The 13,050-nt window shown below is 68.7% G+C and carries 12 protein-coding genes; 7 read left to right on the top strand and 5 right to left on the bottom strand.

All coding sequences use genetic code 11. From position 1 onward, the window contains the following. The first annotated feature begins 21 nt into the window (after positions 1 to 21). Entirely contained in the window at positions 22 to 450 is a 429-nt protein-coding gene (locus tag GCU42_RS09565; protein ID WP_240309407.1) for a nucleoside deaminase, read from the top strand. Positions 451 to 509: 59 nt separating this feature from the next. Then, the gene (locus GCU42_RS09560; RefSeq protein WP_114227296.1) at positions 510 to 1,844 is read left to right on the top strand and encodes a hemolysin family protein; all 1,335 of its coding nucleotides are present in this window, start codon (positions 510 to 512) and stop codon (positions 1,842 to 1,844) included. A gap of 104 nt (positions 1,845 to 1,948) precedes the next feature. Here GCU42_RS09560 and GCU42_RS09555 read toward each other — a convergent pair whose 3' ends face one another. The 3 genes from GCU42_RS09555 to purD all read right to left on the bottom strand — a co-directional run bounded on the left by GCU42_RS09555 (position 1,949) and on the right by purD (position 4,230). Continuing rightward, positions 1,949 to 2,485 carry a hypothetical protein gene (locus tag GCU42_RS09555; RefSeq protein WP_152569543.1) on the bottom strand — a complete coding sequence of 179 codons (537 nt, stop codon included), beginning with the start codon at positions 2,483 to 2,485 and terminating at the stop codon, positions 1,949 to 1,951. A 108-nt stretch (positions 2,486 to 2,593) separates the two neighbouring features. Then, complete coding sequence (locus tag GCU42_RS09550) at positions 2,594 to 2,971, bottom strand: hypothetical protein (protein WP_114227294.1); 378 nt, start codon at positions 2,969 to 2,971, stop codon at positions 2,594 to 2,596. Further along, positions 2,968 to 4,230, bottom strand: coding sequence for a phosphoribosylamine--glycine ligase (purD, locus tag GCU42_RS09545; RefSeq protein WP_114227810.1), 1,263 nt, complete (start codon positions 4,228 to 4,230; stop codon positions 2,968 to 2,970). The genes GCU42_RS09550 and purD overlap by 4 nt, the downstream gene beginning before the upstream one ends. On the opposite strand from purD, the gene xseA reads away from it, so the two are divergent. Both xseA and GCU42_RS09535 read left to right on the top strand, forming a co-directional pair. Then, entirely contained in the window at positions 4,229 to 5,605 is a 1,377-nt protein-coding gene (xseA, locus tag GCU42_RS09540) for an exodeoxyribonuclease VII large subunit (RefSeq protein ID WP_240309406.1), read from the top strand. The two genes, purD and xseA, sit on opposite strands and share 2 nt — an antisense overlap. Positions 5,606 to 5,614: 9 nt before the next feature. Further along, positions 5,615 to 5,824, top strand: coding sequence for a DUF2093 domain-containing protein (locus GCU42_RS09535; protein ID WP_114227292.1), 210 nt, complete (start codon positions 5,615 to 5,617; stop codon positions 5,822 to 5,824). Between the two features lies 1 nt (position 5,825). Here the strand turns inward: GCU42_RS09535 and GCU42_RS09530 are convergent, their stop codons facing one another. Continuing rightward, positions 5,826 to 6,365 carry a hypothetical protein gene (locus tag GCU42_RS09530; RefSeq protein ID WP_168713113.1) on the bottom strand — a complete coding sequence of 180 codons (540 nt, stop codon included), beginning with the start codon at positions 6,363 to 6,365 and terminating at the stop codon, positions 5,826 to 5,828. A 206-nt stretch (positions 6,366 to 6,571) separates the two neighbouring features. Between GCU42_RS09530 and GCU42_RS09525 the strand changes: the two genes are divergently transcribed. The 3 genes from GCU42_RS09525 to GCU42_RS09515 all read left to right on the top strand — a co-directional run bounded on the left by GCU42_RS09525 (position 6,572) and on the right by GCU42_RS09515 (position 11,356). After that, a complete protein-coding gene (locus tag GCU42_RS09525) occupies positions 6,572 to 9,742 on the top strand; it encodes a TonB-dependent receptor plug domain-containing protein (RefSeq protein WP_114227290.1) in 3,171 nt (1,056 codons plus the stop codon). A 130-nt stretch (positions 9,743 to 9,872) separates the two neighbouring features. Beyond that, entirely contained in the window at positions 9,873 to 10,967 is a 1,095-nt protein-coding gene (locus GCU42_RS09520) for an aspartyl/asparaginyl beta-hydroxylase domain-containing protein (RefSeq protein ID WP_152569541.1), read from the top strand. 86 nt (positions 10,968 to 11,053) lie between these two features. Then, entirely contained in the window at positions 11,054 to 11,356 is a 303-nt protein-coding gene (locus tag GCU42_RS09515; RefSeq protein WP_152569540.1) for a hypothetical protein, read from the top strand. 2 nt (positions 11,357 to 11,358) lie between these two features. Here GCU42_RS09515 and GCU42_RS09510 read toward each other — a convergent pair whose 3' ends face one another. After that, on the bottom strand, positions 11,359 to 12,960 hold the full coding sequence (locus GCU42_RS09510) for a tetratricopeptide repeat-containing sulfotransferase family protein (RefSeq protein ID WP_114227287.1): 1,602 nt from the start codon (positions 12,958 to 12,960) through the stop codon (positions 11,359 to 11,361). Positions 12,961 to 13,050: the final 90 nt, after the last annotated feature.

Raw genomic sequence — 13,050 nt, 5'->3', positions numbered from 1 at the left:
GCTTTTCCGATGCCCCCACCGATGCGACGCGCGCTCGACCTCGCCGCCGAAGCGGCGCGGGCGGGCGAAGTGCCGGTGGGTGCGGTGGTCACCCTCGGCAATGAAGTGGTGGCCGAAGCGCGCAACGCGATGCGCGAGAGCCTCGACCCCACCGCCCATGCCGAGATGGTCGCGATTCGCCGGGCGGCGAAGACACTCGGCCGTCCACGGCTCGACGGCTGCACTCTGTGGGTCAGCCTCGAGCCCTGCGCGATGTGCGCCGGGGCGATCGCGCTGGCGCGGCTCGACGCGCTGCGCTTCGCCGCCGACGACCCCAAGGGAGGCGGGGTGGTGCACGGGGCGCGGGTGTTCGCGCAGCCGACCTGCCACCATCGCCCAGACGTGCTCGGCGGGCTCGGCGAGGTGGAAGCAGCGGCGCAGCTGCGCGATTTCTTCGCTGCTCGCCGCTGAGGCCTGCATCGGTGCGCTTGGCAGCCGGGCATTAATCCCGTTATGAACGATTGGACACGATGAGCACCCCTTTGCTCCCATTCCCCTGGTTCGACCTTGTCCTGATCATCGCGCTGGTCGCCTTGAACGGCGTCCTGTCGATGAGCGAGCTGGCGATCGTCTCGGCGCGCGAGGCGCGGCTCAAGGGGCTGGCCAAGAGCGGCAGCGGCGGCGCCCGCACCGCGCTGGCGCTCGCCGCCGACCCCGGGCGCTTCCTCTCCACCGTGCAGACCGGGATCACCCTGATCGGCGTGCTCGCCGGCGCCTTCTCGGGCGCGAGCCTGGGCGAGCCGACGTCGCAGCGATTGGCGCTGCTCGGGCTCGATCCGGACCTTGCGCACAAGCTCGGCTTCGGGCTCGTCATCGTGCTGACCACCTTCGTCTCGCTGATCATCGGCGAGCTGGTGCCAAAGCAGTTCGCGCTGCGCAGCCCCGAGCCGATCGCGGTGGTGATGGCGCGGCCGATGTATTGGCTGAGCCGCGCGACCGCGCCGGTGGTGTGGGTGCTCGACAAGACCAGCGGGGTGATCTTTACCCTGCTCGGTCTCAAGCGTGAGAATGAGAATCAGGTTACCGCCGAGGAACTGCACCTGGTGGTCGCCGAGGCGCAGAGCGCGGGCGTGCTCGAGGAGAGCGAGCGCGCGATCATCAGCGGCATCGTCCGGCTGGCCGATCGTCCGGTCCGCGAGGTGATGACCCCGCGCACCGAGATCGACTGGATCGATATCGACAGCACTCCCGAGGAGCTGCGGCAGGCGCTAGCAGAGACTCCGCACAGCCGCCTGCCGGTGGCGGAGGGGTCGGTCGAGAAGATCGTCGGCGTGGTCCAGACCCGCGACCTGCTCGACGCCGCCCTGAACGGCCGCCCGCTCGACCTGCGGCAGCTGGCGCGCAAGGCGCCGGTGATTCCCGACGTGATGGACGCGATGGACGCGCTGTCGGTCCTGCGCTCGGCGGCGGTGCCGTTGGCGCTGGTCCACGACGAATATGGCCACCTTGATGGGATCTGCACCCCGGGGTCGCTGCTGGCGGCACTGGCCGGCGCGTTCCGCTCGGACGTCGAGGACGACGACCCGCCCGCGATCGAGCGCGACGACGGCAGCTGGCTCTTGTCGGGCGCGGCCAATGCCGATCTGCTCGAGGACCGGCTCGGGCTCAACATGCCCGCCGAGCGCGACTATTCGACCGTCGCCGGCTTCGCGCTGTCGGTGCTCAAGCGCCTGCCCCACACCGGCGAGACTTTCGAGCACCTCGGCTGGCGGTTCGAGATCGTCGACATGGACGGGCGCAAGATCGACAAGTTGATCGCCACCGCCCCCCGGCGGCGGCGTGAGGTCGAGGAAGAGCCGGCCTGACGCTTCGTCGTCCCGGCGAAGGCCGGGAGCTCAGCGAATTTCAGACGTTATCTGTTCGTGTCCCGAGGTACCGGCCTTCGCCGGGACGACGGGCAGGTCTGACCTTACAGTTTGCCGAAGCTCGCTTCGTAGCCGTGCTGGTCGCCGCGGGCGAGGAACGCCGCCTGCTCGACCACCCGGTCGCGGGTCAGCCGGCCGCGGAAGGCCCCAAGCTCGGCGTCGATCCGCTCGACGTCGCTCGGCGTCAGCGCGGCGATCTGGGCGTAGGTCATCAGGCCCATGCTGTTGAGCATGGTCGCAAGCTTGGGGCCGACGCCCTTCATCCGCTGGAGGTCGTCGGGCCTTTCGCCTTCGGGCAGGTTGGCGTGGACCGGCGAACCGATCACTTCGCCGACCACGTCGCTGGTCGCGGCCGCCACCTCGTCCACCAGCCCCTCGCGGCGCGGCGCGGTGCGCACCACCTGCGGCGGGATGTCGTGCTGCGGGGTGATCGCCGGCTGGCGCATGTGCGCCCGCACCGGCTCGTCGCTACGGCTGAGCGTGACCTGCTGCTTGGGACGGAAGATCATGATGCCGACGATCAGGCCGATCGCGACCGCGATCAGGATCACCGGCCAGTAAGCGGCCCACAATTCACTCATGCCAACCTCGTGTTTGATGACGGACGATCTTGTATGACAGCCAGGCGAGGCCGAGCCCCACGGCGTAACCGGCGAGGCCGAGCAGCGCGACTTCGAGGAACAACGGCATCAGCGGGCGGCCGGGATGTTGACGATCGGGGGCGCCAGCACGTTGTCGGGCGGCGGGCCGGGCGCCAGCTTGGTCTCGACCGGCAGGCTGCCGGGGTCCCATTCAACCTTGGCCACCCCCGGCAGTGCCGCCATTCCTTCGGCGAGCAGCCCGCGTTGGAAGTCGTCGGCGGGGCCCGACAGGATCAGCGTCCGGCTGAGCGGCGTGTCGGCGAGATGCGCCTGGATCTGGGTCATGTCATTGGCGGTCAGCAGGCGCTGAGCGTGGCCTTCGATGTCGGCCTTGAGGCGGGCCGAAGCGCCGAGCGGGCCATGGAACAGCTCGGCCACGGCGAGCGTGGCGACGGCCCCAAGCAGGATCGGCTGGATGCGGCTCATGCCCGTTCGCGCGCCAGTTCGCGCCAGCCAATGTCGCGGCGGTGGAAACCGTCGGCGAAGTCGATCGCGTCGACTCCGCGGTAAGCGCGGGCGCGGGCTTCGGCGAGCGTCGGGCCGAGCGCGGTCACCGCCAGCACCCGCCCGCCGGCGGCGAGCAGCGCGCCCGAGCCGTGGCGGGCGGTGCCGGCGTGGAAAACGGTTACGCCCTCGACCTGTTCGGCGGCCTCGATCCCGTCGATCGTGCCACCCTTGCGCGGGGTACCGGGATAGCCTTCGGCCGCGACCACGACGGTCGCGCTCACTTGGTTCTTGAGCGTCGGCGGCGCGATCTCGCCAAGGCGACCGCTCGCCACTGCGAGCAGCAGCTGCGCGACGTCGCCGTCGAGGCGCGGCATGATCGCCTCGCATTCGGGATCGCCGAAGCGGACATTATATTCGATCAGCTGGGGTCCGTCGGCGGTGAGCATCAATCCTGCATAAAGCACCCCGTTGAAGGGCGTTCCCCGCTGCGCCATCGCCCGCGCGGTCGGCAGCACGATTTCATCCATCGCCTGGCGTTGGAGCGCGGGGGTCAGGACGCGGGCCGGGGAGTAGGCGCCCATGCCCCCGGTGTTGGGGCCGGTGTCGCCTTCGCCGACGCGCTTGTGGTCCTGCGCGCTTGCCAGCACCACCGCGACCTCGCCGTCGACAAGCGCGAACAGGCTCGCTTCCTCGCCGTCCAGGAACTGCTCGATCACCAAAGGGCCATCGCCCGCGGCGCGGATCGCTTCCTCGGCCTCGGCGCGGGTCACCGCGACGGTAACGCCCTTGCCCGCGGCGAGCCCGTCGGCTTTGACCACCACCGGCAGGCCGAACTTGTCGAGCGAATCCAGCGCCGCTGCCATGCGGTCTGTGCGGATGTAGCCGGCGGTCGGAATACCCACGCCCGCGCACAGATCCTTGGTGAAGCCCTTGCTTCCCTCGAGCGCGGCGGCGGCGGCGTTGGGGCCGAACACCGGAATGCCCGCGGCGCGGCAGGCGTCGGCGACTCCGGCGACCAGCGGCGCCTCGGGCCCGACCACGACCAGGCCGATGCCTTGTTCCTGCGCCAGCGCGACGACCGCCCGCGGATCGGTCGGATCGATCGCGACGCAGTCGGCCCAGCGGGCGATGCCGGGGTTGCCCGGCGCCGCCAGCAGCTTGCCGCAGCTGGGCGATTGCCGCATGGCCCAGGCAAGCGCATCCTCGCGCCCGCCCGATCCCAGCAGCAGAATGTCGATGGACCCCGTCACCGCCGGCCTCCTAGCCCAGCAAGCCCCCGGCGACAATTCGCCCCCGATGAGCGTCGGCGAGCTGGCCGGCGCGGTGAAGCGTGCGGTCGAGAGCGGCTTCGGCCGCGTCCGCGTGCGCGGTGAGATCAGCGGCTGGAAACGGCACAGCTCGGGCCATTGCTACTTCACCTTGAAGGACGACAATGCCTGCATCGACGCGGTGATCTGGCGCGCCTCCGCAGGGACACTCGCCTTCCGCCCCGAGGACGGGGCCGAGGTGATCGCCAGCGGGAGAATGACGACCTACCCCGGTCGCTCCAAATATCAGATCGTCGTCGACCGGATGGAACTGGCGGGGGAGGGCGCGCTGATGGCGCTCCTCGACAAGCGCCGCCGCGCCCTCGCCGCCGAAGGCCTGTTCGACGCCGGCCGCAAGCGCCGTCTGCCGTTCCTGCCGCGGACCATCGGGGTGGTTACCAGCCCCACCGGAGCGGTGATCCGCGACATCCTCCACCGCCTGGCCGACCGTTGTCCAAGCCATGTGATCGTCTGGCCGGTGCCGGTGCAGGGCGAGGGCGCGGCCGGCAAGATCGCCGCCGCCATCCGCGGCTTCGCCCAGCTCGAGCACAAGCCCGACCTCTTGATCGTCGCCCGCGGCGGCGGTTCGATCGAGGATCTGTGGGCGTTCAACGAAGAGGAAGTGGTGCGCGCGGCAGCGGAATCGCCGATCCCGCTGATCAGTGCGGTCGGGCATGAGACCGACACCACCCTGATCGACCACGCCGCCGACCTGCGCGCGCCGACGCCGACCGCCGCCGCCGAGCTGGCGGTGCCGGTGCGTGCCGAATTAGCGGCTTTGCTCGACGACTATATGGTCCGCCAGCGCCGTTGCCTCACTCGCCGCGCCGACGATGCGCGCGAGCGGCTGGCGCTAACCGTCTCGCGCTGGCCGGAGCCGGCGGCGCTGACCGGGCTGCGGCGCCAGCGGCTCGACGAGGTCGGCGATCGCCTGCCGCGTGCGCTCGGCGCCCGGACCCACAAGGCCGAGGCGGCGATGAACCGGGTGGTGCCATTGCTCCGCCGGAGCCTGCTCGACCAGCGGATCGAGCGGCTCGGCGAGCGGCTCGCCGCGGTGTGGAAGACTGCCGAGCTGGTCCATCCCGACCGACCCTTGTCGCGCGGCTTTGCGCGGGTCACCGATCGCGCCGGCCACACGCTCATCCACGCCGCGCAGGCGCGTGCGGCGGGGACGCTGACGCTGCGCTTCGGGGACGGCGCGGTCGAGGTGAGCACCGATGCGGCCGCGGTCCCGCGCAAGGTTGAGCGCAAAGCCCGCACTTCCTATGTGGCACCCCAGCCCGGATTGTTCGACGGCGAAGACTAGGACTCGACGATGCTCATGCAAGGCGGCGGCCGCGAGGCGCGCATCCACTATCTCGCCGGCACCTTCCGCGTTCTCAGCGACGGCGACCATGTGAAATGCGCGGTGACCGGCGCGCGCATCCCGCTCGATCATCTGCGGTACTGGAGCGTCGCGCGCCAGGAAGCCTATGCCGACGCCGCCACCAGTCTTGCCGCCGACGAGAAGGCTCGGTCGCGCTAGCCTAACGGACGCGGCGGACCCGGACTCCGGGCGCCTTGGCGACACTGAGTCGGAACCCGCCCAACCCGGCGCGCTTGATCAGTACCGGATCGCCGGCGCGCGGCGACCAGGTTTGGGGGTTCATGTCGGTCTGCTCCCACACGCTGCCGTCGCGCAGCGTGAACACCCACTGCCCGCTCGCATCCGCGCTGGCCTCGGCGAGCACGCCCTCGACCTGGTCGAGCGTTTCGACCTTGCCGCCGTGGTCGCGCAGGACCCCGACGTCGGGCATGTTGAAGCCGAACATCGCGCGGCGGTTACGCTCGACCTGCTCGCGCGCGACGATCACGATGTCGGATCTCTGCTCGGCCGCCAGCAGCGTCGCTGCCTCCTGGTCGAAGCAGGCGAGCCGCGCGGCGCTGTCGCCGATCGCCTTGCACCGCGCGAGGCCGCGCAGGGCCGACGACTCCGCCGGAGCGTCCTTCGCCATCGCCGCCGAGCCGCAGGAAAGTGCCAGCAGAGCCAGTGTCACCGTGATCCGCATGATGTCCCCTTTTGCCATGACGACGTTAGGCCCGCATTGCCTCCCAAGTCCATGACGACCGTTACGGGCCTGTGGCCGAATTGCTACAGGGTCGGTTCCGATTGTCGCCAACGCGCCATAACCGCTTGCCGCAAGCTTTGGCTCAAGCGTAGGCACGGCCCGGTTTGGTCGCTCGTCCTGCATGCAGGGGATGGCCGCCTAGAGTGTCTAAGGGGATTATAACGATGCCAACTCTTCGTTTTCGCGACCGCCTGCTCGCGACGACCATCGTCGCCGGCACCGCGCTGATCGCTGCGCCTGCCATGGCGCAGACCGCGCCGCCGCCGCAGGACGCGCAGTCCACACTGCCGCCGCAGAACAGCTCGAGCACGCCGGCCGCCCAGGCTGAGCCGGGCCAGAGCACCAACCCGACCATCGCCACCCCCGGCACCGCGCCGAGCACCGCGGTCGCGCCGGCCACCGACAACACTGGCGAAGTGGTTGTGACCGGTTCGCGCATCACCAATCCGAACCTGACCTCGGTCACCCCGATCACGGTCGTCACCGCCGCCGAAGTCCGCAACCAGGGCAACGCCCGCGTCGAGGACCTCGTCAACTCGCTGCCGCAGGTGTTCGCGAACGAAGGTTCGACCGACTCCAACGGCGCCTCGGGTATCGCCACCGTCGACCTTCGCGACCTCGGGCCGAGCCGCACCCTGGTGCTGATCAATGGCCGCCGCCTCGGCGCCGGCGATCCGACCGACATCGCGTCCGACTTGAACTTCATCCCGGGCGCGCTGATCAAGCGCGTCGACGTGCTGACCGGCGGCGCCTCGGCGACCTACGGTTCGGACGCGCTCGCGGGCGTCGTCAACTTCATCCTCAACACGAACTTCGAGGGTGTGCAGCTCGACGCGCAGACGTCGGTCTACAACCACACCAACGACTATCGTGAGGCGAACTACCTCGGCGCCAATAATGCGCGCGGCTATCGTCTGCCGCAGGGCATGTCGACCAACGGCGCGATCCAGAACGTCACCCTGACGCTCGGCGCCGGCACCGGCGACGGTCGCGGTCACGTGGTCGGCTATGCTGGCTGGCGCAAGGTCAACGCCGTCACCCAGGGCGACCGCGACTTCAGCTATTGCGGTTATTCGGCCGGCACCTCGAGCGGCAGCCCGTACTACACCTGCGGCGGCTCCTCGACCTCGGCCTTCGGTCGTTTCCGTCGTACCGTCCAGACCGGCACCAACCCCGCCAACGGGCAGCCGATCTACAGCGCGACGGGCAGCAGCTACACCGCCAACCCGGCGGCGCCGCGCGGCACTCCGGGCGGCTTCGGCATCTACTCGGGCGCTCGCGACGGGTTCAACTTCAACCCGTACAACTACTTCCAGCGTCCGGACACCCGCATCACCGCGGGCGTGTTCGCCAACTATGACGTGAGCGACGCGTTCAAGCCGTACATGGAATTCATGTTCATGGACGACCACACGAGGGCGCAGATCGCGCCGTCGGGTGCGTTCTACGGCACCGACTTCGCCGTCAACTGCAACAACCCGTTCCTGACCTCGGCCCAGGCCACTCAGCTGTGCGGCGCGAATGCGGGCACGGCGACCATCCAGTCGGTCTATATCGGCCGTCGTAACGTCGAGGGCGGCGGTCGTGTCGATGACCTGCGTCACACCGACTATCGCGCCGTGGTCGGCGCCAAGGGCGAAATCGCCCCGGGCATCAACTACGACGTCTACGGGTCGTTCTGGAAAGCGCTGCTGACCGAGACCTACTTCAACGACTTCTCGCGCATTCGCCTGAACCGCGCGCTGAACGTCGTGAACGTCAACGGCGTCGCGACCTGCCAGTCGGTGGTCGATGGCACCGACCCGAACTGCGTCCCGTACAACATCTTCACCGGGACGACGACGGTTCAGGCGACCACGGCCGCGGGTGTGACCCAGGCCGCGCTCAACTACCTCCAGACCCCTGGCTTCCAGAGCGGCAGCAACACCGAATATGTCGCCAGCGGCGTCATCTCGGCGGACCTCGGCCGCTACGGCTTCCAGTCGCCCTGGGCTTCGGGCGGCGCGCAGGTCGTCGTCGGCGGCGAGTATCGCAAGGAGAAGATCGAGCTCAACCGCGACATCGAGTTCCTGACGGGCGACCTTGCCGGCCAGGGAACGCCGTTCGGTGTGCCGAACGTCGCGGGTGGCTACGACGTGAAGGAAGTCTTCACCGAAGTCTCGCTGCCGATCGTCAACAACAAGCCCGGGTTCGAGACTCTCGGCCTGATCGGTGGTTACCGTTACTCGAAGTACAGCATCCAGGGCTCGACCCACACCTACAAGGCGCAGATCGAGTACGCCCCGGTGAAGCAGCTGCGCTTCCGTGCCGGTTACAACCGCGCGGTCCGTGCGCCGAACACGCTGGAGCTCTTCTCGGCGCCGACGGTCGGCCTCTTCGCGGGTAACGATCCCTGCGCCGGCACCTCGCCGAGCGCCACGGCTGCGCAGTGCGCCCTCACCGGCGTGACCGCGGCTCAGTACGGGAACATCGATACGAACCCGGCGAACCAGTACAACCAGCGCACGGTCGGCAACATCAACCTGAAGCCGGAGAAGAGCGACACGATCACCGCCGGTGTCGTCGTCAACCCGATCCGCAACCTGACGCTGACGGCCGACGCCTTCAGCATCAAGGTGAAGGGCTTGATCTCGGCTCCGGGTCCGCAGTTCGTGATCAACCAGTGCATCGCGGGCAACACCTCGCTCTGCAGCTTCATCAACCGCTCGTCGGACGGCTCGCTGTTCACCGGGCCGAGCTTCGTGGCCAATCCGACCCTCAACCTGGGTTCGGAAAAGACCCGCGGCATCGACGTCACGGCGCTCTACCGGGTTAACACCTGGGGCCGTCAGTCGATCAGCTTCGACCTCGTCGGGACCTATCTCGACCGGTTCGACATCACCCCCGTTCCGGGTGGTGACAAGCTGAGCTGCGCCGGTGCGTACGGCTTCAACTACTGCGGTACGCCGCTGCCCAAGTGGCGCAGCAAGCTCCGGGTGACCTACCAGCTCACCCCGGAACTCGGCATCACCGGTGCGTGGCGCTACTTCGGCAAGGTCACCAACGACGCGATCAAGATCGATGGCGTCAGCGAGTGCCCGTCGAGCGGCGCGGCTGATCCGAACGGCTGCATCAACCGTGCGGTCGCTCACATCGGTTCGCAGAGCTACTTCGACCTGACGCTCGTTGCGCGCATCAGCGACAAGTACACCTTCCGCATCGGTGCGCAGAACATCCTCGACAAGGCGCCGCCGGTGCTGGACTCGAACTACTCGAACAACGGTTCGAACACCTACGCGCAGGTTTACGACTCGCTGGGTCGTTACATCTACGCGGCGGTCCAGCTAAACTTCTAGTTCCAGCCTAGAACCGTTAAGTGGGGCGGGGCTTCTCTCGGGAAGTCCCGCCCTTCTTGCATCTGGAGAGCCGTCGATGGAGGCCGACTTTCACCGCGATGCCGATAGCGCCCTGGCGCGCGGAGATGTTGTGGCCGCGACCCGAGCGCTCGAGGCGGGCGTCGCCGCCGCGCCGGGAGACTATGCCGGCTGGATGAAGCTCGCGGCGTTGCGACGGCGGGCGGGCGAGCGACGCGGAGCGCTCGCGGCGGCCAATGCCGCGCTCGACGCCGTCCCCAATGATTTCATGGCCCTGCTGATCAAGGGAAATCTGCACGAGCAGCTGGGCGAAGCGAGCCGCGCGGCCGAGGTCTATCGCGCCGTGCTCTTCCATGCCGAGGCGCAGCCGGCATTGCCGCCGCCGGTGATGCAGCAGGTCGAGCGCGCGCGCGCGTTCGTCGCCGACCACCGCCGAGGGGTCGAGGAGCGGCTGACGACGGTCGCCGGGCTCGATGCCGCGCATCAGCGGCGCGCGCGGCGCTTCGTCGAACACGTCCTCGATCGCCGTCCCGCTTATCATCAGGAGCCAACGCACTATCGATACCCCGGGCTGGCCGACGTCGAGTTTTTCGACGACGCCTACCTCGAACTTCGCGCGCGGCTGAGCGATGCCACCCCGGCCATCGCCGAGGAGTTTGCGGTGCTCGCCGCTACCCACGCCGATCGGCAGCGGCCCTATGTCGATTTCGCGCCCGGTCAGCCGGTGGGGCAATGGGCCGAACTCAACCGCTCCACCGCCTGGAACGCCTTCCATCTGCTGCGCTACGGTGAACCCGATCCGGTCAATGCCGCGCTCTGCCCGCAGACGCTGGCCGCTTTCGCTGGTGAGGAACAGGCCAACATCCCCGGGCTCGGTCCCAACCTGATGTTTTCCCTCTTGGCGCCGCACACGCACATCCCACCGCATCACGGCGTCGCCAACTTCCGTGTAGTCTGCCACCTCCCGCTCATCGTCCCGCCACACTGCCGTTTCCGGGTCGGTGGCGACATTCGCGAGTGGCGGGTGGGCGAGCCGTGGATTTTTGACGACACGATTGAGCATGAGGCGTGGAACGACAGCGACGAGCTGCGGGTCGTTCTGATCGGCGACTTGTGGCGGCCCGAACTCGACGGGCAGGACCGAGCAATCGTCTGCGATCTCATGCAGGCCCAGGCGGAAGCCGACCGCCCCCTCGGTGACCTCTAAGCGCAGTGCTCCGAGCGTAGCTTGTTGTCGGCATCGCGTTGGTTTATTGGCCGAATCCGACAATTCAGCAGCTTAGCAGGAGCGTGATGATGAATTCTGGTATGATCGGCGGTCTGGCCGCCTTGCTCGTCGCCACCTCGGCCAGCGCGTTCGCCGCCGACCCGGCTCCGGTTCCCGCCCCGCAGGCGGCCCCGGCTCCGACCCAGGCGACTAGCGGCAAGCCAAACCCGGGCGACCGCATCGTCTGTGAGGAAGATGCCGAGACGGGCTCGCTGATCGCCAAGAAGAAGACCTGCATGACGGTCTCGCAGTGGCGCGATAAGGCGTTCCGCAGCGGTCAGTGGATCGAGCATCAGACCACTTACAACAGCTCGCCCAACGGGCGCTGAGCTCAAGCGTAGCCGAGCTTCTCGATCCAGGGGCGGAGGATCGGTTCGACCTCCGCCAGGTAGCGCTCGTAGCGACGCCAGCCGCCTGAGCCGTCGTAGAGCCCGCGCCTGACCTGGGTCGTGCTCGCGGTGGACACGCCGCGCCGGGTCGCGGTCCGGTCGAACCGGCGCAATTCGTCGCTCCATTCGACCCCGAGGAAGGCACACAGCGCCTTGGTGGTCGCGTCGAAGTCGCCGACCAGCGCTTCGTAGCGAAGCTCGAAGGCGTCGATCGGAAAGACCTCTAGCGAGCGAGCGATCACCTGCTGGGTCAGCGCATAATGAAGCGCGGTGCTTTCGAGCGTCGCGAAGGCCATCGTTCCGGCATTGAAGGCGAAGCTGGTGTGGAAACAGCTCCACACCACGTCGCGCGGATCGCGGCGCATCAGGATGGTCTTGGCGTGGGGGAACAGCCGCGCGATGATCGGCAGCCGCAACCCCTTGAATGGGTCCATGTCGACGAACAGCTTGCCGTCGAGCGGCTCGCCGGCGGCCTCGCTCGCGCGCTCCCAATATTCACCGTTAAGTGTCGCAAGCTCCGCCTCGGGCAGGGTAGCGAAGCGGGCGAGATCGGCGGCCGATTGGAGATAGTCGCGGTCGATCATCCCGAGCGTGCGGCGCTCCTCGATCGCCACGGCGTTGGGTAGGGTCGCAAGGATATTCTCCACCAGCGTCGTGCCCGAGCGCGGATAGCCGGTCAGGAAGACGTGGGTTGCCGCGGGCCCGGCGGGCAGCTGGCCTTCGCGCCACGGCGCCGGATCGACCGCGTCGACCGCCGCGGCGATGGCCCGCGCCGTCTGCAGCGCTTCGGCATGGCCTTCGCCAAGGCGCGCACTGTTGGTCTCATGGAACAGGCGCTGCGCTCCGGCATAGGCCTGGTAGGCGTCGTCGTAGCGGCCGACACCCTCATAGGCATCGCCAAGTAAAGTGCGGGTGCTGACCAGCATCTCGCCATCGGCGGGTCCGCTGGCGACAGCCGGCTCGAGCACCGCGATCGCTTCGTCGAAGCATTTCTCCTCGATCGCGACGAGCCCGAGGGCGTTGCGTGCAGCGACAGAGGCGGGATCGAAACGGAGTGCCTGTTCGGCATGCGCCACGGCCGCCTCGCGCTCGCCGCGACGGGCCAGGCTGGCGGCGAGCGCGGCGTGGGCCGCGGCGTTGTTCGGCTCAAGCTGGAGCGTGCGTTCGAAATCGTCGGCGGCGTCCTTGAGCGCGCCGCCGCGCTCGAAGGTGGCGCCGCGCTCGAACCAGGCGGCGGCGTAAGCAGGGTCGAGCTCGATGGCCCGGTTGAAGCATTCCACCGCGAGGCGCAGGCCGCCCTGCTTGCGGAGCACCACGCCGAGCGCGAGATGGAGCGACGGATCGCCAGCCCAGCGCTCGAGCGCCCGGCGGATCACCTGCTCGGCGTCGGCGAGTTGGCCGTCCTCCTCGTGGCGCCAGGCGACGAGGTTGAACACCAATGGATCTTCGACGCCATCTGCCAGCGCCCCCGAGGCGAGGGCGGCAGCGGCGGGCAGGTCGTCGCGATCGAGCGCACGGTCGATCTCAGCAAGCACATCGGACATGCGCAGCGCCTTATCCCGACTGGGCGCGCCCTCCAAGACCGCTTTGTCCCGCGCCGCGCGCGTCGCTAGGATAGGATCGAAGCGACCGTA

The organism is Sphingomonas ginsengisoli An et al. 2013 (genome assembly GCF_009363895.1).
In the GTDB taxonomy this organism is placed as follows: domain Bacteria; phylum Pseudomonadota; class Alphaproteobacteria; order Sphingomonadales; family Sphingomonadaceae; genus Sphingomicrobium; species Sphingomicrobium ginsengisoli.
Note: the sequence above shows the minus strand (reverse complement) of the source record. Positions and strands in the feature narration are given on the sequence as shown.

Bases quoted from the DNA above. Each gene is read 5' to 3' on its own strand.
- xseA (WP_240309406.1), top strand. From the start codon at position 4,229: ATGGACCCCGTCACCGCCGGCCTCCTAGCCCAGCAAGCCCCCGGCGAC.
- GCU42_RS09565 (WP_240309407.1), top strand. From the start codon at position 22: ATGCGACGCGCGCTCGACCTCGCCGCCGAAGCGGCGCGGGCGGGCGAA.
- GCU42_RS09550 (WP_114227294.1), bottom strand. From the start codon at position 2,971: ATGAGCCGCATCCAGCCGATCCTGCTTGGGGCCGTCGCCACGCTCGCC.
- GCU42_RS09560 (WP_114227296.1), top strand. From the start codon at position 510: ATGAGCACCCCTTTGCTCCCATTCCCCTGGTTCGACCTTGTCCTGATC.
- GCU42_RS09535 (WP_114227292.1), top strand. From the start codon at position 5,615: ATGCTCATGCAAGGCGGCGGCCGCGAGGCGCGCATCCACTATCTCGCC.
- GCU42_RS09530 (WP_168713113.1), bottom strand. From the start codon at position 6,365: ATGGCAAAAGGGGACATCATGCGGATCACGGTGACACTGGCTCTGCTG.
- GCU42_RS09525 (WP_114227290.1), top strand. From the start codon at position 6,572: ATGCCAACTCTTCGTTTTCGCGACCGCCTGCTCGCGACGACCATCGTC.
- GCU42_RS09515 (WP_152569540.1), top strand. From the start codon at position 11,054: ATGATGAATTCTGGTATGATCGGCGGTCTGGCCGCCTTGCTCGTCGCC.
- GCU42_RS09555 (WP_152569543.1), bottom strand. From the start codon at position 2,485: ATGAGTGAATTGTGGGCCGCTTACTGGCCGGTGATCCTGATCGCGGTC.
- GCU42_RS09510 (WP_114227287.1), bottom strand. From the start codon at position 12,960: ATGTCCGATGTGCTTGCTGAGATCGACCGTGCGCTCGATCGCGACGAC.